21 protein-coding genes are annotated in these 21914 nt (G+C 52.4%); 12 read left to right on the plus strand and 9 right to left on the minus strand.

The annotated features are described in order from the left end of the window. Positions 1-425 precede the first annotated feature (425 nt). The gene (locus OGY37_RS09305) at positions 426-1724 is read left to right on the plus strand and encodes an MFS transporter (protein WP_048225111.1); all 1299 of its coding nucleotides are present in this window, start codon (positions 426-428) and stop codon (positions 1722-1724) included. Here the strand turns inward: OGY37_RS09305 and OGY37_RS09310 are convergent. The 5 genes from OGY37_RS09310 to trxC all read right to left on the minus strand — a co-directional run bounded on the left by OGY37_RS09310 (position 1721) and on the right by trxC (position 7443). Beyond that, positions 1721-2044 (minus strand): YfiM family lipoprotein, encoded by a 324-nt coding sequence (locus OGY37_RS09310; RefSeq protein WP_003835351.1) that lies wholly within the window; start codon positions 2042-2044, stop codon positions 1721-1723. The two genes, OGY37_RS09305 and OGY37_RS09310, sit on opposite strands and share 4 nt — an antisense overlap. A gap of 44 nt (positions 2045-2088) precedes the next feature. Beyond that, complete coding sequence (pssA, locus tag OGY37_RS09315) at positions 2089-3444, minus strand: CDP-diacylglycerol--serine O-phosphatidyltransferase (RefSeq protein ID WP_286547503.1); 1356 nt, start codon at positions 3442-3444, stop codon at positions 2089-2091. 114 nt (positions 3445-3558) lie between these two features. Next, positions 3559-6219 (minus strand): bifunctional acetate--CoA ligase family protein/GNAT family N-acetyltransferase, encoded by a 2661-nt coding sequence (locus OGY37_RS09325; protein WP_003835349.1) that lies wholly within the window; start codon positions 6217-6219, stop codon positions 3559-3561. 36 nt (positions 6220-6255) lie between these two features. Then, positions 6256-6954: a tRNA-uridine aminocarboxypropyltransferase gene (tapT, locus tag OGY37_RS09330; RefSeq protein ID WP_003835347.1), complete on the minus strand. Its 699-nt coding sequence runs from the start codon at positions 6952-6954 to the stop codon at positions 6256-6258. Positions 6955-7023: 69 nt separating this feature from the next. Next, positions 7024-7443, minus strand: a complete 420-nt coding sequence (gene trxC, locus OGY37_RS09335; RefSeq protein ID WP_003835346.1) for a thioredoxin TrxC — start codon at positions 7441-7443, stop codon at positions 7024-7026. Between the two features lie 207 nt (positions 7444-7650). Between trxC and OGY37_RS09340 the strand changes: the two genes are divergently transcribed. Beyond that, a complete protein-coding gene (locus OGY37_RS09340; RefSeq protein ID WP_003835345.1) occupies positions 7651-8730 on the plus strand; it encodes a tRNA/rRNA methyltransferase in 1080 nt (359 codons plus the stop codon). Positions 8731-8763: 33 nt separating this feature from the next. Here the strand turns inward: OGY37_RS09340 and ung are convergent, their stop codons facing one another. After that, positions 8764-9453 (minus strand): uracil-DNA glycosylase, encoded by a 690-nt coding sequence (gene ung / locus OGY37_RS09345; protein ID WP_003835344.1) that lies wholly within the window; start codon positions 9451-9453, stop codon positions 8764-8766. Positions 9454-9770: 317 nt separating this feature from the next. Here ung and grcA point away from each other — a divergent pair, with 317 nt between their 5' ends. Continuing rightward, positions 9771-10154 (plus strand): autonomous glycyl radical cofactor GrcA, encoded by a 384-nt coding sequence (grcA, locus tag OGY37_RS09350; RefSeq protein WP_003037563.1) that lies wholly within the window; start codon positions 9771-9773, stop codon positions 10152-10154. Between the two features lie 79 nt (positions 10155-10233). Here the strand turns inward: grcA and eamB are convergent, their stop codons facing one another. Further along, on the minus strand, positions 10234-10821 hold the full coding sequence (gene eamB, locus OGY37_RS09355; protein ID WP_003835342.1) for a cysteine/O-acetylserine transporter: 588 nt from the start codon (positions 10819-10821) through the stop codon (positions 10234-10236). Positions 10822-10923: 102 nt separating this feature from the next. Here eamB and OGY37_RS09360 point away from each other — a divergent pair, with 102 nt between their 5' ends. Then, positions 10924-11820 (plus strand): LysR family transcriptional regulator, encoded by an 897-nt coding sequence (locus OGY37_RS09360; protein WP_126319767.1) that lies wholly within the window; start codon positions 10924-10926, stop codon positions 11818-11820. A gap of 17 nt (positions 11821-11837) precedes the next feature. Here OGY37_RS09360 and srmB read toward each other — a convergent pair whose 3' ends face one another. Then, the gene (gene srmB, locus OGY37_RS09365; RefSeq protein ID WP_003835340.1) at positions 11838-13166 is read right to left on the minus strand and encodes an ATP-dependent RNA helicase SrmB; all 1329 of its coding nucleotides are present in this window, start codon (positions 13164-13166) and stop codon (positions 11838-11840) included. Between the two features lie 130 nt (positions 13167-13296). Between srmB and trmN the strand changes: the two genes are divergently transcribed. Further along, a complete protein-coding gene (gene trmN, locus OGY37_RS09370) occupies positions 13297-14034 on the plus strand; it encodes a tRNA(1)(Val) (adenine(37)-N(6))-methyltransferase TrmN (RefSeq protein WP_286547449.1) in 738 nt (245 codons plus the stop codon). Here trmN and nadB read toward each other — a convergent pair. Beyond that, positions 14019-15641, minus strand: a complete 1623-nt coding sequence (gene nadB / locus OGY37_RS09375) for an L-aspartate oxidase (RefSeq protein WP_286620650.1) — start codon at positions 15639-15641, stop codon at positions 14019-14021. The two genes, trmN and nadB, sit on opposite strands and share 16 nt — an antisense overlap. Before the next feature lie 263 nt (positions 15642-15904). Between nadB and rseD the strand changes: the two genes are divergently transcribed. The 7 genes from rseD (at position 15905) to lepB (ending at position 21800) form a co-directional block, all read left to right on the plus strand. After that, on the plus strand, positions 15905-16069 hold the full coding sequence (rseD, locus tag OGY37_RS09380; protein WP_122973798.1) for a rpoE leader peptide RseD: 165 nt from the start codon (positions 15905-15907) through the stop codon (positions 16067-16069). After that, positions 16066-16641: an RNA polymerase sigma factor RpoE gene (gene rpoE, locus OGY37_RS09385; protein ID WP_003037573.1), complete on the plus strand. Its 576-nt coding sequence runs from the start codon at positions 16066-16068 to the stop codon at positions 16639-16641. The genes rseD and rpoE overlap by 4 nt, the downstream gene beginning before the upstream one ends. 31 nt (positions 16642-16672) lie before the next feature. Next, positions 16673-17323 (plus strand): anti-sigma-E factor RseA, encoded by a 651-nt coding sequence (rseA, locus tag OGY37_RS09390; RefSeq protein WP_008785497.1) that lies wholly within the window; start codon positions 16673-16675, stop codon positions 17321-17323. Continuing rightward, positions 17323-18279, plus strand: a complete 957-nt coding sequence (rseB, locus tag OGY37_RS09395) for a sigma-E factor regulatory protein RseB (protein ID WP_003835334.1) — start codon at positions 17323-17325, stop codon at positions 18277-18279. Before rseA ends, rseB begins: the two co-directional genes overlap by 1 nt. Then, positions 18276-18740: a SoxR-reducing system protein RseC gene (rseC, locus tag OGY37_RS09400; RefSeq protein ID WP_003037576.1), complete on the plus strand. Its 465-nt coding sequence runs from the start codon at positions 18276-18278 to the stop codon at positions 18738-18740. The genes rseB and rseC overlap by 4 nt, the downstream gene beginning before the upstream one ends. 270 nt (positions 18741-19010) lie before the next feature. Continuing rightward, entirely contained in the window at positions 19011-20810 is a 1800-nt protein-coding gene (gene lepA, locus OGY37_RS09405) for a translation elongation factor 4 (protein ID WP_003037577.1), read from the plus strand. 15 nt (positions 20811-20825) lie between these two features. Next, complete coding sequence (lepB, locus tag OGY37_RS09410; protein ID WP_286620652.1) at positions 20826-21800, plus strand: signal peptidase I; 975 nt, start codon at positions 20826-20828, stop codon at positions 21798-21800. The last annotated feature ends 114 nt before the right edge of the window (positions 21801-21914 follow it).

Below are 21914 nucleotides of genomic sequence, written 5' to 3' on the forward strand. Positions count from 1 at the left end.
GGGGTCTCCCCATGCGAGAGTAGGGAACTGCCAGGCATTAATTAAAGTGAAGAAGCCCATCCTGCCGGATGGGCTTTTTTTCGTCTGTGCGGGATGAAAACCGCCGGATGCGGCGTGCCGCCTTATCCGGCCTGCAGGGGCTGGGCTGAACGTATTTTGTAGGCCTGATAAGCGTAGCGCATCAGGCAACGCGGCGGTACATTGCCGGATTCGACGTAACAGCCTTAATCGACCAACAAAAGCACACTGTCTCGATCTACTACACGGATCTCTCCCTCGAACATATCTGAATCCTTTCTTTGCTAATTAAAATCGTGATCTTTACCGCACAATAATATATAACAATTGCATAACATTCTATTCACTAAAAAACACACAACCATCATTGATAAATTCACGCGATCGTTGGCAGGGGTACAATTCTAATGGCTGATAGTAGTGTAACTGAGAACGGGGCGCTGTCAGACGGCGATACCCGTCGTCGTATATGGGCGATTGTCGGAGCATCATCAGGAAATCTGGTCGAATGGTTTGATTTCTATATCTATTCATTCTGCTCTCTTTATTTTGCTCATATCTTTTTTCCATCAGGAAATACCACCACACAACTCTTACAAACCGCCGGCGTTTTTGCCGCTGGCTTCTTGATGCGACCAATTGGAGGCTGGCTGTTTGGCCGTATCGCAGATAAGCACGGGCGTAAAAAGTCCATGTTGCTGTCCGTTTGCATGATGTGCATGGGATCGTTGGTGATCGCTTGTCTACCGGGATATGAAACTATCGGTACCTGGGCGCCTGCGCTATTACTGCTGGCCAGGCTATTCCAGGGGTTATCTGTCGGTGGTGAATACGGAACCAGCGCGACCTATATGAGTGAAGTCGCCGTTGAAGGTAAGAAAGGTTTTTATGCTTCATTCCAGTACGTAACGTTAATCGGCGGACAGTTACTGGCATTGCTGGTTGTGGTCATATTACAGCACACGTTAGAAGACTCAGCGCTCAGAGAATGGGGTTGGCGTATTCCATTTGCGTTGGGCGCCGTGCTGGCTATTGTTGCGCTATGGCTGCGTCGCCAACTGGATGAAACCTCGAAACAGGACGTTCGTGCGCTGAAAGAAGCGGGCTCTCTGAAAGGTCTGTGGCGTAATCGCAAAGCTTTTGTCATGGTGCTTGGTTTTACCGCCGCGGGTTCGTTGTGTTTTTACACGTTCACAACCTATATGCAGAAGTACCTGGTTAACACAGCCGGTATGCATGCCAACGTAGCCAGCGGGATTATGACGGCGGCACTGTGTGTGTTCATGCTGGTACAACCGCTGTTCGGCGCCTTGTCTGATAAAATTGGCCGACGTACTTCAATGCTGTGTTTTGGCGCGTTGGCCGCGATTTTCACTGTTCCCATTCTGACAGCATTGCAAAGCGTAACATCCCCGTATATGGCGTTTGCTCTGGTGATGTGTGCTCTGTTAATCGTCAGTTTCTATACGTCAATTAGCGGTATTCTGAAGGCCGAAATGTTCCCGGCGCAGGTGCGCGCTCTGGGGGTTGGATTATCTTATGCGGTGGCCAATGCGTTGTTTGGCGGTTCAGCCGAATATGTCGCGTTGTCCCTGAAGTCTGTCGGTATGGAGACGACATTCTTCTGGTACGTCACTGCGCTGGCAGTCGTTGCGTTTTTAGTATCGCTAATGCTGCATGGGAAGGGGAAAGGTCTGCGCCTCTAGTAATGTGCCAGTTGCCAGACCGCATAGCCGGTAGATGCGCCTGCAACATCCCAGGCGAAGTCCTTCCAGCTCCAGCCGCTCCCAGCGGGACGGCTGTCCCATAGCTCTTTTGACGCACCCAGGCTGACTGAGAACATCAGGCCGATAGCCGCACTGCGATCGCGGCTGTTGCCCTGATGTTGGGCATATTCATTGCCGGCTGCGGCAAGCATGGCGGAGGCGATGAAGTGTTGAGCTTTGTCTTGCCCGCTCCACTGGTCGTTAGCCATATGGCTGCAGCCCGAAATGGCAAGGATACTGATAAGAATGAACAGGCGCACCGTTGCCTCCATATGAAAAACCCCGTCACTGGACGGGGTCTTGATTACAGAATACGGCTAATTAATCTGTCGATACGAATACGGCGCAGTCGACGGATGAGTTTACGCACTTTGACTGGATAGTCAGCAATGCTTTGCAGGTCGCGATAGTGCTTAACGACGGTAGTATGCGTACGGATAAGCTCCAGCTCTTTATCGCGCTGAGGGGTGAGCTCTTGCTTAGGATCGTGGATAAGGATGGCGTTTTCCAGATCCAGACGCCAGGCGCGAGGGTTAAGGTTGTTGCCGGTGAGCAGCATCCATTTATCATCAACCCACATACCTTTCAGATGATAGGTATTGTCATCATCTTTCCATAAGCGCACGATCAACTGGTCGGTATTCACGTAATACTGCAATCTGCTCAGGAAACGGCGCAGATTTATTTCATACAGATAAGGCAGCGCACCGATGATCTTGAATGGCTCATCTTCCGGGATGAAAAAGTCGTTGGCGGTTTTATCACCGACAATGATTTCAACCTTTTTCCCTTCACGCAGCAGTTGAATGATATTGCGCACCAGTATGGCGGGAAGGTTGAAATAAGGGGTACAGATTGTAAGCTTGTGCTCCGCGCAGGGCATAAGATGGAAAATGGTCTTATTTAACAGACTGGATTTCCCAAGACCCACCAGAGGCGTAACCGAAAGCTGTTCGTTATCAGCATCACCCTGAAAATGGAATGATGCATCGCGCAGTTCCTGACGGTACAGGCGGATGTCGTTTTTAATTTCTGGGCTTTTAGGGCGGTTGATATCATCAAGACGGTTAACGCCGCGACCGTTCATCAGGTTTTGCGTCACCCAATCGAACATAATATCGGCCATTTGCGCGTTGCGAATCAACTGATAACGGTCATAGCGATATTTATCATGCTGATGCAGGTAAACATCGTTCAGACTAGCCCCGCTGTACAGGACGCTGTCATCAATGATAAAGCCTTTGAAATGCAGGACGCCAAGCGCTTCACGGGTGTTAATCGGAACGCCATAGACAGGAATATCGATACCAGGGTTTTCTTGCGCCATTCGGCAATACCAGTCAGCATTGGTATTGGATGCCGCAGCCCCAATACGACCGCGCTGGGCTCGGTGCCAGTCGACAAGCACCCGGACATCCAGTTCAGGACGCTGCCGTTTTGCCGCATAGAGAGCGTCAAGTATGCCTTTACCACCGTCATCCTGTTCCAGGTACAGCGCAATAATGCAGATCCGTCGCGTCGCGCTGGCTATTTTTTCCAGCAGAGTCTCCCTGAAATTAGCGGGAGCATAAAAGAAATCTACATCATCAACTGACTGAGAAATCTTGGGTAGTTGGGCAAGGTGTTGTTGATGTTTATTACGCTTAAATTTTGACAACATCACAGTGCATTTCTTCTCTGTTCATTGAAGGGTCCTCTGTGCTATGCAGACGACATAAGCGGGCAATGATACCACCAGTACCCATTAATGTGGTCAACATTTCCAGTACCTTACTCACGATTCCTCACATTGGGCCAGATTAAGCGTTAGCCCAACAATTCCCTCTTCGAGCTGGACGTCAACAACAAACCCGAGTTTTCGGGCCAGGGCGACCATCCCACGATTGTTCGGCATCGTAATACCATTCAAACGTATAAGTCCGTGATCTCGAGTATAGGCAATTAATTTTTCCATCAATCGGCGACCCAGTCCAAGCCCTTTGAGATCGGAACGAACCAGTACGGCAAACTCAGCGTCTACGTTATCAGGATCCGAGATCGCTCGCGTTACGCCGAGGATCTCTTCGTGATTATCTTTACAACGCACCGCAACAAAGGCCATTTCCCGATCGTAGTCGATCTGCGTCATATTGGCTAAATCTTCGTGGGTAAATTCGTTGATCTCACTGAAATAGCGATAATAAAGATCTTCTTTTGTCACCTGAGAAATGAACTGCTGAAGATGAGGTTCATCCTCCGGCAAAATGGGGCGGAACAGACAGCGCTCGCCGTTCTTCAACTCCACCCACTCTTCAAGCTGATGAGGGTAGGGACGTACAGCCAGTCTGCTTTCGTTATCGCCCGTGAAAGGGGCAATATCCAGCGTAACGTCCAGCGCGGTAAATTCTCCGGCCGAGGCCAGCAGCGGATGAATATCCAGACGCTGAATTTCCGGACAGTCGACGATCAGGTTGGAGACCTGCACCAGAAGCTGGCTCAACCCGGCGATATCCAATGGGCGCAGTGCACTGCGCGCGCGGATCTTTTTATTTTTGATCCCCTGGATCACCAGATAACGCGCCAGATTCATGTTCAATGGCGGCAATGCCACCACGGCTTGATCTTCCGGTCGCCACTCAACACCACCTTCACCCAGCATAATCAACGGGCCAAATACCGGGTCGTGTTCAACGACGACGCGAAGTTCCTGAGCACCAGCGCGATTCGCCATACTTTGTACTAATAAACCGTGAATGCGTGCCTGCGGCCAGGCCATTTTTACCCGATCGAAAATTGCATTGGCAGCCTGCTGCACTTCTGTTGCTGTACGCAGGTAGAGCATTACCCCTTGAACTTCCGACTTATGCGGGATATCAGGAGAACGCAGCTTGAGCGCCACCGGGTAGCCGATTTGCTCCGCGATGTGTACCGCTTCCGCGCTGTCGCTGGCGATCCACGTTGGCAGCGTGTGTAAGCCATAAGCCTGTAAAATCGGCTGCACTTCGTGGGTATCAAGCGATGTGGCTCCTTCAGCAATCGCCCGCTGTAACAGATTATGCGCTTCGGCGGTGTTGGAGGTCAGGCTGTCAGGCAGCGCAGGCGTTTCTCGTAGCTGCTTCTGGTTTCGCCGATACTCCACCATATGCATAAATGCGGTGATGGTACCTTCCGGCGTGCGGTAGGTGGGCAGTCCGGCTTCACTAAACAGTCTACGGGCTTCCTGAGAGGAAAACTCTCCGCACCAGTTGGTCAGTAACGAGACGAATTTTCCTCGGGGGTGATGCTTTACCGCTTCAATCAATGCCTGTGCGCTTTCGGTTCCGGGAGCGGCTGCGCTGGGGGAATGAATCACCATCAACGCGTCGAAATCCTGGCTGGCAAGCAAAATATCCAGCGTCTTAACGTAGTGTTCGCTGCTGGCGTCATCACGCAGATCCAGCGGGTTGGCGATATCAACATGTTCAGGCAAGGCATCGCGTAATTTCTGGCAGGTGTCTTCACTCAACGTCGCCAACTTGCCATTTTTTGACCACAGTTCATCTAATGCCAGTGCGGCAGGCGCGGCCCCATTGCTGATGATCATCAGCCTGTCGCCACGCAGCGGGCGCATGTGGCTCAGGGTTTCGACCGCCGAGAACAGCTCGTGGGTGTCTTGTACGCGTAGTAAACCGGCGCGCTGAATAGCGGCGTCCCACGCGGGGTCCATCCCGGCGCTGGTATGCAGTAAACGCTGCGCCGCTGGACTACGACCGCTCTTAATCACCAGAATAGGTTTATTGCGCGAGGCGCTGCGGGCGGCGGAAACAAAGCGTCGGGCATCACTTAAATGCTCGAGATACAGCAATATCGCGCTGGTTTTGCTGTCGCGCGCCAGGTAATCCAGCAGCTCATCAACGTCGATATCCAGGCTATCACCCAGCGCGATAAAGTAAGAAAAGCCCATTTCTCTCTGCTGTGCCCAGTCGAGTATGGTGTTGGATACGGCGGCGGATTGAGAGATAAAAGCCAGCTTGCCGCGCTTAATCGGAACGGGGGAAAAGCTGGCGTTAAGTCCTTGCCAGGGCGCGAGAAGTCCCAGGCTGTTGGGGCCCAGCAAACGTATGTTGTAGCGTGATGCGCAGGCCAGTAGCTCTGCGTGCTGCGCCGCGGGAGCTGAGAGAATAATGCAGGTTTTACAGCCTTTCTCGCCAAGCGCTTCGAGTAACGCCAGGTTACGGCTGGCATTGGTGCACAACACGGCGAGATCCGGGCTAAAAGGCAGGCTGTTGATATTGGGCCACGCCAGTACGCCCAACACCGCTTTCCATGCGGGCGTCACCGGTAAAACAGGTCCATTGAAACCGCCGGCAAGCAGGTTACGCATCATCAGGTAACCCGCGCGATTAGGCTTCATTGACGCCCCAATCACCGCAATGGATTTCGGTCGCAGTAGTGCTTCCAGGCCACGCTGACTCATATCGGCTTCCTTAATGACACCAGTGACCGAATGATTTTAAACGTTTTCTGATGAATCTGCTGTGACGCTTCCCTGATGTTGAGTTTTTCCTGCCAGGTAGCGGGTTTTAAAGCGAGTGAAATGATCGCTTAACCCTTCAGCGGCTTGCGTATCTCCCGCCAGATCCAACAAGGCGATGGCCACTTCGGCAGTGCAATATTGCCCTTCAGCGTGAACGCCACGCAGGTGGTAAGCAGAAAGGCGTGATAAATCAACGGAGATCACCGGCAGGTTATCGAGGTACGGGCTTTTGCGGAACATTTTACGCGCCTCAGGCCAGGTGCCGTCGAGCATGATAAACAATGGGGGCTTACCGGCTGGTGGCGTGAAAATCACTTCACGCTCTTCACCCGCATAGGAGGCCGGGAATACAACCATCGGCTGGTAATCCGGATTTTTCACCAGTTCCAGCAGCGCCTGCGGCGGCTCGGTGCGTGACCACTGAAAAGCCGTGGTATCGGGCAGAATATCAGCAATCAAACGCCCCGTGTTGCTGGGCTTCATCGGCTCGGTATCAAACATCACCAGACAAAAGCGACTTTTTGCCTCAGAGGGTGCCAGCGTTGCGCACAAGCAGAGTTTCTGCGGCAGCAGGCAGCGCTGACATCGGCGAACGCGATTACCTCGGGCAAGGAAAGGACGCGTGGCGCGCGCGAGGCGCTCAGCGCGTAACTGAAGAACAGCGTTATCGGTCATGGGTAAACACGTTGAAAAACGCTATTGTCGCAGAGGTGAAAACGGGGCACAAGATGCGCCCCGTAGAGATTATAATGATTCGTTAAGCCAGCTATCAAACGGGGCTTTTGGTACAGCGCCGTTAAGCATGTCGACGATTTCCCCTTTTTTGAAAATCATAATGGTCGGAATGCTGCGGATACCGAAACGGGCGCTGAGTTCTCGCTCGGCTTCCGTATTCACTTTAACAAAACGCACTTTACCGCTACGCTCTTCCGCGACATCTTCAAAAATCGGGGCGAAGTTACGACATGGACCACACCAGGGGGCCCAAAAGTCAACGACCACCGGGAGATCGTCTTTTAACAGTTTATCCAGTGTCTCACCGGTCGCATTGATCACCTCCCCATCAAACAGGTCGTGACCACAGCGTCCGCATTTAGCCGCTTCCTGGACACGATTGTCAGGGATGCGGTTGATAGCCTGGCAGCTGGTACAAACGGTATTCATAACTAACCTCTGGATGAGTGGAGTGGACTTCACGGCAGGAACGCCAGTATGTTTCTATTATGTTACATATTATCGGGGAGTCTGTTCTAAACAACAATGCGTTTTATTCAATGAGTACAATAGTCCTTAGCTTTTAAATGAAATAATGGCTAACGACGTGCACATCGGGTAATCTGCGCGCTTCGCGCAGAGCAGGTGGAGAAAAACATGAGCGACGAACTGAAGAACAAAAACGGCAAGGTCAAAGTGATGTACGTCCGCAGTGACGATGACTCGGATAAACGCACCCAAAATCCACGTACTGGCAAAGGCGGTGGTCGCCCCGGTACTTCCCGAGCCGAAGGCGGTCGTCGCCCTGCCCGTGATGACCGAAAGGGTCCGAACAGCGAACGCGGTCGTGAACGTGGTCGTGACCGCGATGTAGAACGTGACCGCAGACGTGAAGATTCACCGTGGCGTACCGTGTCCCGCGCACCGAATGATGACGCAGCGGATAAAGCCGATCACGGCGGTATTAGCGGTAAGAGCTTTATCGATCCCGAAGTATTACGCCGTCAGCGCGCGGAAGAAACCCGCGTTTACGGTGAGAATGCCTGCCAGGCTCTGTTCCAGAGTCGCCCGGACGCCATCGTTCGCGCCTGGTTTGTTCAGAGCGTAACCCCGCGCTTTAAAGAAGCATTACGCTGGATGGCGGCAAACCGCAAAGCCTATCACGTGGTTGACGAAGCCGAGCTGGCGAAAGCCTCTGGCACCGAACACCATGGCGGCGTCTGTTTCCTGATCAAAAAACGTAACGGTACTACCGTTAAGCAATGGGTTGGTCAGGCAGGGGCGCAGGATTGCGTGCTGGCACTGGAAGATATCGCTAACCCCCATAACCTGGGCGGCATGATGCGTAGCTGCGCGCACTTCGGTGTGAAAGGCGTAGTGGTGCAGGATGCGGCGCTGCTGGAATCAGGTGCGGCCATCCGTACAGCTGAAGGCGGAGCTGAGCACGTTCAGCCGATTACCGGCGACAGCATTGTTGATGTGCTGGACGACTTCCGCCAGGCGGGTTACACGGTTGTGATGACCTCAAGCGGGAAAGGCAAACCGCTGTTTACTACCACCCTGCCGGAAAAAATGGTGCTGGTATTAGGGCGTGAGCGTGAAGCTCTGCCAGAAGCAGCATGCTCAGCCGACGATTTGTGCATAGCGATTGACGGCACTGGCAAGGTAGAAACGCTCAACGTTTCTGTGGCAACAGGCGTGCTGCTCGCGGAGTGGTGGCGTCAGAACAAAGCCTGATAATAAAAATGCCAGCGAATCGCTGGCATTTTTTTACTCGCTTTCTACGGGTAATATCGGCATCCAGTCAATTGGCTTTTCACCTCGTTGTTCCAGCCATTCATTCGCCAGTACAAAGTGATTGCAGCCAAAGAAACCGCGATGCGCAGAGAGCGGTGATGGGTGGGGCGCTTTCAACACATGGTGACGCTGCGTATCAATAATCGCGCCTTTCTTCTGTGCGTGAGAACCCCAGAGCAGGAAAACCACGCCTTCCCGATGTTGGTTAATCAGACTGATGACTTTATCGGTAAATGTTTCCCACCCAAGGCTGGCGTGAGAATGTGCCTGACCGGCGCGGACGGTGAGTACGGTGTTGAGTAACAGTACCCCCTGACGTGCCCAGCTTTCCAGATATCCGTGTGTTGGGCGCGTGAAGCCTGGAATCGTTGCCTCCAGCTCTTTGTACATGTTCAGCAATGAGGGTGGAGTGGCAATGCCGGGGCGGACAGAGAACGCGAGACCGTGTGCCTGGCCTGGACCGTGGTAAGGATCCTGACCCAGGATGACAACTTTCACGTCACCAAGCTCGGTAAAGCGAAAAGCGTTAAACACATCTTTTTGCGGCGGATAAATTGTCATTCCTGACTGACGCTCACCGGCAACAGTATGCAGTGTGTTAACAAAATAAGGCTGCTGTTTCTCTTCAGCCAGCACATCGTGCCAGGTTAATTCGGTGGCCATCTCGCTCTCCTGCGAATTTTCAATCCCCCTAGCTTAACTGCTTCTTTCGGCGTCGCAAAATTCTGTACGTTTCTCAATGGTCTACCCCTTAAAGATAGTTGAAAATTTATGTAAAAAGTTTAGCTGCGCATATGGCGTAAGTTGATGTAAAACAATAAAATCCACCTATCACCACTTTTCATGTGTGGTTTTTATTGATTTAAATCAAAGATTCAAGGGTGTGTGAGGGGTATATATACACTCAAGCAACAATGGTTTTACCAATTGGCCGGATGACGGCCAACCGAGATCAAATAATTTTGCCGGGGAGGCATCAAATGATTACAGGTATCCAGATTACTAAAGCTGCAAACGACGACCTGCTGAACTCTTTCTGGCTGCTGGACAGCGAAAAAGGCGAAGCACGCTGCATCGTTGCGAAAGCAGGTTTCAATGCTGATGAAGTCGTTGCAGTCAGCAAACTGGGCGAAATCGAATACCGTGAAGTACCGGTAGACGTACAGCCGGAAGTCCGCGTGGAAGGTGGTCAGCACCTGAACGTGAACGTTCTGCGTCGCGAAACGCTGGAAGATGCAGTTAAGCATCCGGAAAAATATCCGCAGCTGACCATCCGTGTTTCTGGTTATGCAGTGCGTTTCAACTCTCTGACCCCAGAACAGCAGCGCGACGTTATTGCTCGTACCTTTACTGAGAGCCTGTAAGGCTCACGGGGAATAACCCCGTTTAGCAGAGAATCAAAAAGCGGAAGATGCCAGTGCGTCTTCCGCTTTTTTGCATCTGTTAGTAAAAGATCCTCACCGCGCAATACACCAACAACAGCGCCAGAATGATATTCAACTGTCGACCGTAACGGCGAAAAACGCGCTGAAAAAGATGGCCCGCCAGCGCCCAGCAGGCATTCCCGAAGGTGCCTATCAGCGCTAACAGAATACTCACCCCAATCAGCCAGTGGGCGTCCTGAGTGTACGGTAATACAAACGTGGATAACGCGGTAATGCCGTACAAAATGATTTTCACGTTAACAAACTGCAAGCCAAAACTTGCCCAGAAGCTAATCGGCTCTGACTGCAATCTATCGTTCGAGGTCGGGCTGGTAGCGATCTTCAGCGCCAGCCACAGGATATAAGCGGCCCCAGCCCAACTAAGCCAGTGGATGATGGCTGGATCCATGACCGCCAGTGAAAATGAAATCCCGGCGCACATCATCATGACGATTAAAAAGCCCAGACTCATTCCGGCCAGTACGTGTGTACTCTGACGAAAACCGTGTGACGTCGCGGCACTGAGCGCAAGGATGTTGTTTGGTCCGGGGGTTAGCGCGGTAATCAATGTATAGGTCCAGAATGCACTTAAAAGCATGGGGGTCACTTGTTATCTCCTCTGTTTTGATAGACAGTACCCGAGGCAAAACATTAAAAAAAATGAATGTTTTTGCATTCTGAATTCGATATTTTCGATGGGTTGGTGCGGATGGATTTACGTCGGTTTATTACGCTAAAAACGGTGGTGGAAGAGGGATCATTTCTGCGGGCATCACAAAAACTGTGCTGTACGCAGTCAACGGTTACCTTTCATATTCAACAGCTTGAGCAAGAGCTTTCGGTGCAGTTGTTTGAAAAAATTGGTCGCCGGATGTGTCTCACCAGTGAGGGAAAACGGCTGATGCCGCATATCCATGACCTGACGCGCGTGATGGCATCGATTCGACAGTCGGCACATCAGGATGCGCAGCCGAGCGGCGATCTACGTGTCGCAACAGGCGAAACGCTGCTGGCGTATAAAATGCCGCAGGTTTTACAGCGATTTAAACAACGTGCGCCTCATGTGCGGTTGTCTTTACAGTCGCTCAATTGTTATGTCATTCGCGATGCGTTGCTCAGTGATGATGTTGATCTGGGGGTGTTTTATCGGGTGGGTAATGACGATGCCCTGGAGTTGATACCGCTTGGCGATCAGTCACTGGCATTAGTTGCTTCGCCACTGCTTCAGCACGTTGATTTTACTCAGCATAACCAGCACATTCCCTGCAGTTTTATCATTAATGAGCCGCAATGTATTTTCAGACAACGCTTCGAGGGGCTACTGCGTAAACGACAGATTACGCTGGAAAATACCATTGAGTTATGGAGCATTGAAAGCATTAAGCAGTGCGTATCGGCAAATCTTGGGATCAGCTTTTTGCCGCATTTTGCCGTCGAGAAGGAGTTACGTTCAGGGGAGTTGATTGAATTACCGTTCAGTGAACAACCTGAGTTAATTACGGCATTGTGTGGTTATCATGCCGGAAAAGTCGTTAGCCCGGCGATGCGGGTGTTTCTTGAGTGTATTGAAGAGAGTTTTGCATCACGTGAAAAAATGCCGGGCTAAATGGCCCGGCATTCGGTTTACTCTTTGTCGGACTGCTGGGTAGCAGCTCCGCTCGGCTTACGACGTTTGCCGATATTTTTGGCGTCACGGTGACGTTTTTTCACCCGCGGCTTCTCTTTCTCTTTCGCCTTTTTCTCAGCGCGCTTCGCCAGCACTTTCTTGGATGGCTTACCGTTAGATTTCTCACTTGGCGCGCGCGTGGTTGGACGCAGTTCGTCAATGACGCGAGCTTTCAGCGGTTCGTCAATATAGCGGCTCGCTTTGCCGAGCAGCAGGTGGTCGTGCGCTTCAACCAAAGAGATCGCAGTGCCTTTACGGCCAGCACGACCGGTACGGCCAATACGGTGCAGATAGGCATCGCCACTGCGCGGCATGTCGAAGTTAAACACGTGGCTGACGTCCGGAATATCAATCCCGCGAGCGGCGACGTCGGTTGCTACCAGCACGTTCACGCGGCCATCGGTCAGGCGTTTGATCGCTTCGTTACGTTTGTTCTGCACCATCTCGCCTTCGAGATAGCAGTTATTAATGCCCGCCTGGCGCAGCCAGCCTGCCAGTTCGTGTACACGCTCACGTTTGCGTACGAAGACAATCGAGCGGGTCGCTTCCGGCTGTTTTAACAGGTGGATCAGCATGGCAGTTTTGTGCTCGATGTCATCGGCACGGTAGTAAAACTGATGGATCTTCTTGCGTTCGCGGGTGGACGGATCCGCTGAGACTTCGACCGGGTCTTCCAACAGACGCTCGGCAAAATCCTTAATCGCATCGCCTTCCAGCGTGGCGGAAAACAGCATGGTTTGCTTACGCCAGCGTGTTTCACCGGCGATATGCTCGATGTCCTGGGCAAAGCCCATGTCCAGCATACGGTCTGCTTCATCGAGAATTAGCGTTTCAACCGCATGGCAGTCGAAGTTTTCTTCTTTAATGTATTGCAGCAGACGACCCGTGGTGGCGACCACGATGTCCTGGTTTTCGCTAAAGACTTCCATGTGGTTCATGTAAGCCACGCCGCCGGTAATCGTAGCGATATCCAGATGCGTATTCTTCGCCAGCTCACGGGCGTGTTCGGCAACCTGCATCGCCAGTTCGCGCGTTGGTGTCAGGATTAAAATGCGCGGCGGACCAGATTTCTTGCGCGGGAAGTCGAGCAGGTGCTGCAACGCTGGCAGCAAATATGCCGCCGTTTTACCGGTGCCTGTCGGCGCAGAACCGAGTACATCACGGCCATCGAGCGCAGGCGGAATGGCGGCAGCCTGAATGGCGGTCGGGCGAGTGAAACCTTTTTCCTGGAGGGCATCCAGAAGGCTTTCATCGAGTTCAAGTTCGGAAAAAGTCGTTACAGTCATGTTCTACCTCTGAGTGGGGCGCTGATTATAGACGTTACGGCTGCAATCTTCATCTGTTTGTATGGATATACCTTCTCAGGTATTGTTTTTATCCTATGTTATCGTTTTTTTTCCAGGAAGGTTGTTCTTCATGCCCCAGTCTACATCCGTACTGAGACGTAATGGATTTACTTTTAAGCAGTTTTTTGTGGCACACGATCGCTGTGCAATGAAAGTCGGAACAGACGGCATTTTATTGGGAGCCTGGGCCCCCGTTGCGGGCGTAAAAAGGATCCTGGATATTGGTACCGGGAGCGGCCTGTTGGCGCTGATGCTGGCCCAGCGCACTGATGAAAACGTCATCATTGACGCCGTGGAGCTTGATGTCGACGCCGCGCAGCAGGCGCAGGAGAACATCGCGCAATCTCCGTGGATGCATCGCGTGAGTGTTCATATAGAAGATGCGCAACAGTGGGTACCGCGTCAGACCGTGCGTTTTGATTTGATAATCAGCAATCCTCCCTATTATGAACAGGGCGTGGAATGCGCTACACCGCAGCGTGAGCAAGCGCGTTATACCACCTCGCTCGATCACCAGGCGTTGCTTACGCTGGCGGCGGACAGCATTACGGAAGAAGGATTTTTTTGTGTCGTGCTGCCGGAACAGATTGGGAACGCGTTTACCCAGCAGGCATTAAGTATGGGCTGGCATCTGCGATTACGTACGGATGTAGCAGAAACGGAAGCCCGACTACCGCATCGGGTATTGCTGGCATTCTCCCCGCAGGCCGGGGAGTGCTTTAGCGACAGACTGGTGATTCGTGGGCCAGACCAACGTTACTCTGAAGGTTACACGGCGCTGACCCAGGCGTTTTACCTGTTTATGTGATGACATAGCGGCGAGAGAATGGACGGGCCGGCTTCTGGAAGCTGCTCTGGGTAATCCAGCGTGTAGTGCAGGCCCCGACTCTCTTTGCGCATCATTGCGCAGCGGACAATCAACTCGGCAACCTGCACCAGGTTACGCAGTTCCAGCAAATTGTTCGACACGCGGAAATGGGCGTAATACTCGTCGATTTCCTGTTGCAGCATGGTGATACGGCGCAGAGCGCGCTCCAGGCGCTTGGTCGTACGCACAATACCGACGTAATCCCACATAAACAGCCGCAGCTCATGCCAGTTATGCTGGATAACAACCAACTCATCCGGATTTTCTACCCGGCTTTCATCCCAGCCCGGGAGCGTGCTAACGCCGCGAGCATAAGGCATGCGCCTGTCGATATCTTCAGCTGCGGACCAGCCATAAACCAGACACTCCAGCAATGAGTTCGATGCCATCCGGTTGGCGCCATGCAGGCCGGTGTAACTCACTTCGCCGATCGCATACAGCCCGTCGACATCGGTACGGCCAAAGTCATCCACCATCACACCGCCGCAGGTATAGTGCGCGGCAGGCACGATGGGAACCGGCTCTTTGGTTAAATCAATGCCCAGTCCCAGCAACTTTTCATAAATCATCGGGAAATGCTGACGAACAAATTCTTCCGGCTTATGGCTGATATCGAGGAACATGCAATCTGCACCAAGGCGCTTCATTTCATGATCAATGGCGCGGGCGACAATATCGCGGGGAGCCAGTTCGCCACGTTCGTCAAAATCGGGCATAAAGCGTGAACCGTCCGGGCGCTTCAGGTGCGCGCCTTCGCCGCGCAGCGCTTCGGTTAGCAGAAAATTGCGTGCCTGCGGATGATACAGCGCAGTCGGGTGAAACTGGTTAAACTCCAGGTTGGCGACGCGGCATCCTGCGCGCCAGGCCATTGCAATCCCGTCACCCGAGGAAATATCCGGATTGGTAGTGTATTGATACACCTTTGATGCGCCGCCGGTGGCCAACACTACCGACTTCGCATGGCAGGTTTCGACGGCTTCTTTATTACGATTCCAGATCCATGCGCCGACAACCCGACGCGTTCCCGGCAGACCGATTTTATCGGAGACAATCAGGTCGACGGCGTTGCTACGCTCAAGAACCCGGATATTGGGGTGATTTTGTGCCTGGCTGACGAGGGTGGTTTCGACTTCTTTGCCGGTAGCATCCGCAGCGTGCAGGATGCGTCGATGGCTGTGACCGCCTTCACGGGTCAGGTGATAGCTCTCTTCGCCGTTAGGCTGAACCTGTGTATCGAATAAGACGCCCTGATCGATAATCCATTGAACGCAGGTGCGGGCATTGCTGGCGACAAATTCAACCGCATGGCGATCGCACAGCCCGGCCCCGGCAATCAGCGTATCTTCAACGTGGGAGTCGATACTGTCGGTTTCATCGAAAACCGCGGCAATACCCCCCTGGGCATAAAATGTCGAGCCTTCGCTGACCGGCCCTTTGCTCAGGACAATAACCTGATGTTTTTCAGCCAGGCGCAGCGCCAGTGAGAGTCCGGCAGCCCCGCTGCCAATGATCAGCACGTCACAGGATAATTCAGGAGTCGTATTCATGATGTTTGTTTAATTTACTAAACAGTGTTTGGTCACCATAGCACCACATTGCGCGATACTGCACGTTTTATTTTTAAATGTGTTGCAATGACTAAACATGAAAGAAAAGCATGACGAGGACGAAATAGGCAAAAATATTTTGTGAAGCAGGCCGTTAGCATCAGATTATGTGATGAAATAAAGTGCCCGTTGGGTTACTCTGCAAGCGGTGAAATGGGCATTTCTGTACAGATAGTGCGTTGATCGGGTTATGTAGACTTATAATGAGAGATAAGACCTGTCTACAACATGACAAACAAAAAACAATGCGTAACGGAACTTTACGAAACTTGAGCACTCTAAGCATTTGCTTGCTCATAGTGAAGCTGATGGAGTGGCGTTTCGAAAGCGCGTGGAAATTTGGTTTGGGGAGACTTTACCTCGGATGAGCGAGCAGTTAACGGACCAGGTCCTGGTAGAACGGGTCCAGAAGGGAGATCAGAAAGCCTTTAACCTACTGGTAGTGCGCTATCAGCATAAGGTGGCGAGTCTGGTTTCTCGCTATGTACCGTCGGGTGATGTACCCGATGTAGTACAAGAAGCATTTATCAAAGCCTATCGTGCGCTGGACTCGTTCCGGGGAGATAGTGCTTTTTATACCTGGCTGTATCGTATTGCAGTCAATACAGCGAAGAATTACCTGGTCGCTCAGGGGCGTCGTCCACCTTCCAGTGACATTGATGCGATTGAAGCAGAAAATTACGAAAGTGGCGGTGCGCTGAAAGAAATTTCGAACCCTGAGAACTTAATGTTGTCAGAAGAGCTGAGACAGATAGTTTTCCGAACTATTGAGTCCCTCCCGGAAGATTTACGCATGGCAATAACCTTGCGGGAGCTGGATGGCCTGAGCTATGAAGAGATAGCCGCTATCATGGATTGTCCGGTAGGTACGGTGCGTTCACGTATCTTCCGAGCGAGGGAAGCTATTGATAATAAAGTTCAACCGCTTATCAGGCGTTGACGATAGCGGGATACTGGAAAAGGTATTAGGCATGCAGAAAGAGAAACTTTCCGCTTTAATGGATGGCGAAACGCTGGATACTGAGTTACTCAAAGAGCTAACTCACGACCCGGAAATGCAAAAAACCTGGGAGAGTTATCACCTGATTCGCGATTCCATGCGAGGTGATACCGCCGACGTTCTCCATTTCGATATTTCCGCCCGCGTAATGGCCGCCATCCAGGATGAGCCAGTACGTCAGACGGCGCCATTGATTCCTGAGGCCCAGCCAGCACCGCACCAGTGGCAGAAAATGCCATTCTGGAAAAAAATGCGTCCGTGGGCCGCGCAGCTTACCCAAATGGGTGTGGCCGCGTGCGTATCACTTGCAGTTATCGTTGGCGTCCAGCACTATAATGGGCAATCTGAAACGTCCCAGCAGCCCGAAACGCCGGTGTTTAATACATTACCGATGATGGGTAAAGCCAGTCCGGTTAGCTTGGGTGTACCTTCTGACGCGACGGCCAGCGGCGGTCAACAACAGCAGGTACAGGAGCAGCGTCGTCGTATTAATGCCATGTTGCAGGATTACGAATTGCAACGTCGACTGCACTCTGAACAGCTTCAGTTTGAGCAGGCGCAAACACAGCAAGCCGCTGTTCAGGTGCCAGGAATTCAAACTTTAGGAACGCAATCGCAGTAATGAAGCAACTTTGGTTTGCCATGTCACTTGTGGCTGGTAGCCTGTTCTTCTCTGTAAACGCCTCGGCCAATCCTGCGTCCGGGGCGTTGTTGCAGCAGATGAATCTGGCCAGCCAGTCGCTAACCTATGAGCTGTCATTTGTCAGCATCAATAAGCAGGGTGTTGAATCCCTACGTTATCGTCATGCCCGCCAGGATAACCGTCCACTCGCGCAACTGTTACAAATGGATGGACCACGCCGGGAAGTGGTGCAACGCGGCAACGAAATTAGCTATTTTGAGCCTGGCCTCGAACCGTTTACGCTGAATGGCGATTATATCGTTGACTCTCTGCCATCCCTGATTTACACCGATTTCAAACGCCTTGCTCCCTACTATGATTTTATCTCAGTAGGCCGCACCCGTATTGCCGATCGCCTCTGTGAAGTGATCCGCGTTGTGGCGCGTGACGGCACCCGTTACAGCTATATCGTTTGGATGGACACGGAGACCAAACTGCCGATGCGTGTCGATCTCCTCGATCGTGATGGCGAAACGCTGGAACAGTTCCGTGTGATCTCCTTTACCGTGAATAACGGTGTTAGCGACAGCATGCAGACACTAGCAAAAGCGAATTTACCACCGTTGCTGTCGGTTCCTGCGGGCGAGAAAACCAACTTCAACTGGAGTCCGTCGTGGTTGCCACAAGGTTTCAGTGAGGTCTCAAGCAGTCGACGTCCGCTGCCGACGATGGATAACATGCCGATTGAATCACGCCTTTATTCTGATGGCCTGTTTAGTTTCTCCGTGAACGTAAACCGTGCGACGCAGAACAGTGCCGATCAACTGCTGCGTACTGGCCGCAGAACGGTCAGCACCAGCGTGCGTGATAACGCGGAGATTACGATTGTGGGCGAGCTTCCACCGCAAACGGCGAAGCGTATCGCGGACAATATCAAGTTCAGGGCAGCACAATGATTAAAGAGTGGGCGACGGTCGTCTCCTGGCAAAATGGTCTGGCGACGGTCAGCTGCGATGTTAAAGCATCATGTAGCAGCTGTGCTTCCCGGGCCGGATGCGGGAGCCGCGTGCTGAACAAACTGGGGCCACAGACCACACACACCATCGTGGTGCCCTGCGACGAACCCTTGACCCCAGGTCAAAAAGTTGAACTGGGCATTGCCGAAGGTAGCCTGCTGGGATCGGCGATGCTGGTCTACATGTCTCCGTTGGCAGGACTGTTTCTTTTCGCTGCGCTGTTCCAGGTGCTGTTTGGTTCCGATCTTGCCGCATTAAGCGGCGCAGTGCTGGGGGGCGTGGGCGGATTCCTGATTGCTCGTGGATACTCTCGTAAGCTTGCTGAACGCGAAGCCTGGCAGCCGGTCATTCTGAACGTTGCTCTCCCACCCGATCTTATTCGCGTCGAAACTCAGCAGTGATATCTTTGCCTGATGGCGTTGCGCTTATCAGGCCTACAGCGTGCTCAGATGCAAGCGTAGGCCGGATAAGGCGTTTATGACGCCATCCGGCAAAAGTTTCACCGACTTTGCAAGGTTGTTTCCAGTTCCCGCTATCCTTGCTCTATGAACGTTTCCTCGCCTCAGCGTTGTAGTGTAGAATGCGGCGTTTCACTTAAACAGACGTTAAGCTCAGATCAGCGACTTCTCAGAGCCTGCTCCGGCGGGCGTAAGGCACAATAATTACACTATATGAAGAACATACGTAACTTTTCAATCATAGCTCACATCGACCACGGTAAATCGACGCTGTCTGACCGTATTATCCAGATCTGCGGTGGCCTGTCTGACCGTGAAATGGAAGCGCAGGTTCTCGACTCGATGGATCTTGAGCGTGAGCGCGGTATTACTATCAAAGCGCAGAGCGTGACGCTCGATTTCAAAGCATCTGATGGTGAAACCTATCAGCTTAACTTTATCGACACCCCGGGCCACGTTGACTTCTCGTATGAAGTTTCCCGCTCGCTTGCTGCCTGTGAAGGCGCATTGCTGGTGGTTGATGCCGGACAGGGCGTTGAAGCGCAGACCCTGGCTAACTGCTATACCGCCATGGAAATGGATCTGGAAGTAGTACCGGTACTGAACAAAATTGACCTGCCAGCCGCCGATCCTGAACGCGTAGCGGAAGAGATCGAAGATATCGTCGGTATTGATGCGACGGATGCCGTTCGCTGCTCGGCGAAAACCGGCGTTGGCGTCACTGACGTTCTTGAACGTCTGGTACGCGACATTCCGCCGCCGGAAGGCGATCCGGAAGGCCCCTTACAGGCGCTGATTATCGACTCCTGGTTCGATAACTACCTTGGCGTGGTGTCACTGGTGCGTATTAAAAACGGCACCATGCGTAAAGGCGACAAAATTAAAGTGATGAGCACCGGTCAGGTCTATAACGCCGACCGTCTGGGTATCTTCACGCCAAAACAAGTTGACCGTACCGAGCTGAAATGCGGCGAGGTAGGTTGGTTGGTTTGTGCGATTAAAGACATCCTCGGCGCACCGGTTGGTGATACCCTGACGCAGGCGCGTAACCCGGCAGACAAACCGCTGCCAGGCTTTAAAAAAGTGAAGCCGCAGGTTTACGCCGGTCTGTTCCCGGTGAGCTCTGACGACTATGAAAACTTCCGTGACGCGCTTGGCAAGCTGAGCCTGAACGACGCCTCCCTGTTCTACGAGCCGGAAAGCTCTACCGCGCTAGGCTTCGGCTTCCGTTGTGGCTTCCTTGGTCTGCTGCACATGGAGATCATTCAGGAACGTCTGGAGCGTGAATACGATCTGGATCTGATCACCACCGCGCCGACCGTAGTCTACGAAGTTGAAACCACGGCGAAAGAGACTATCTACGTCGATAGTCCGTCCAAGCTGCCGCCGCTGAACAACATCTACGAACTGCGTGAGCCGATCGCTGAGTGTCACATGCTGCTGCCGCAGGCTTACCTTGGCAATGTCATCACCCTGTGTATCGAGAAGCGTGGCGTCCAGACCAATATGGTTTACCACGGTAACCAGGTGGCGCTGACGTATGAGATTCCGATGGCGGAAGTCGTACTCGATTTCTTTGACCGTCTGAAGTCGACCTCTCGCGGCTACGCGTCGCTGGACTATAACTTCAAACGCTTCCAGGCATCTGACATGGTGCGTGTTGATGTCCTTATCAACAACGAACGTGTCGATGCACTGGCGCTGATTACCCACCGTGACAACTCCCAGAGCCGTGGCCGTGAACTGGTTGAGAAGATGAAAGATCTGATCCCTCGCCAGCAGTTTGATATCGCGATCCAGGCGGCCATTGGTACGCACATCATCGCGCGTTCAACGGTTAAGCAGCTGCGTAAAAACGTTCTGGCGAAATGCTACGGTGGCGATATCAGCCGTAAGAAAAAGCTGCTGCAAAAACAGAAAGAGGGTAAAAAGCGCATGAAGCAGATCGGTAACGTCGAACTGCCGCAGGAAGCGTTCCTCGCCATTCTGCATGTCGGTAAAGACAGCAAATAATCTTAAGGAGTTGGCATGGCGAACATGTTTGCCCTGATTCTGGTGATTGCCACACTGGTGACGGGCATTTTATGGTGCGTAGATAAATTCATCTTCGCGCCAAAGCGCCGGGAGCGTCAGGCAGCAGCGCAAGCTGCTGCAGGTGATTCACTGGATAAAGCTACGCTGAAAAAAGTGGCACCTAAGCCAGGCTGGCTGGAAACCGGGGCGTCCGTTTTCCCGGTACTGGCGATTGTGCTGGTGGTGCGTTCATTTATCTATGAACCATTCCAGATCCCGTCAGGTTCGATGATGCCGACGCTGCTTATCGGTGACTTTATCCTGGTGGAGAAATTCGCCTACGGGATTAAAGATCCGATTTACCAGAAAACGTTGATCGAAACCGGTCATCCGAAACGCGGTGATATCGTGGTGTTTAAATACCCGGAAGACCCGCGTCTGGACTACATTAAACGTGCTGTCGGTTTACCGGGAGACAAAGTAACGTACGATCCAGTGGCGAAAGAGGTGACTATTCAGCCAGGATGCCGTTCCGGTCAGGCGTGTGAAAACGCGTTGCCGGTAACGTACTCTGATGTTCAGCCAAGTGATTTTGTACAGACCTTTGCTCGTCGTAACGGCGGTGAAGCGACCAGCGGCTTCTTTGAAGTTCCGCTGAACGAAACGAAAGAGAACGGTATTCGCCTTTCTGAGCGTAAAGAAACGCTGGGTAAGGTTACGCACCGCATTCTGACCGTGCCGATTGCGCAGGATCAGGTGGGGATGTATTACCGTCAACCTGGTCAGCCGTTGGCAACCTGGATCGTTCCGCCGGGACACTACTTCATGATGGGTGATAACCGTGATAACAGCGCGGACAGCCGTTACTGGGGATTTGTACCGGAAGCGAATCTGGTGGGTAAAGCGACCGCTATCTGGATGAGTTTCGATAAGCAAGAAGGTGAATGGCCGACCGGTGTGCGTTTAAGCCGTATTGGTGGCATTCACTAATCACCGATAATTGTTCACGTTGTCGTCATTACGGCGGCAGCGTGAATTATTTCTCGGATAAATTCCCGCAGACTAACGACATCCCTTGTCGTTGTGTATAGAATATTCCCCCGA

It is taken from the genome of Citrobacter sp. Cpo030 (genome assembly GCF_030333005.1).
Taxonomy (GTDB): Bacteria; Pseudomonadota; Gammaproteobacteria; order Enterobacterales; family Enterobacteriaceae; genus Citrobacter; species Citrobacter portucalensis.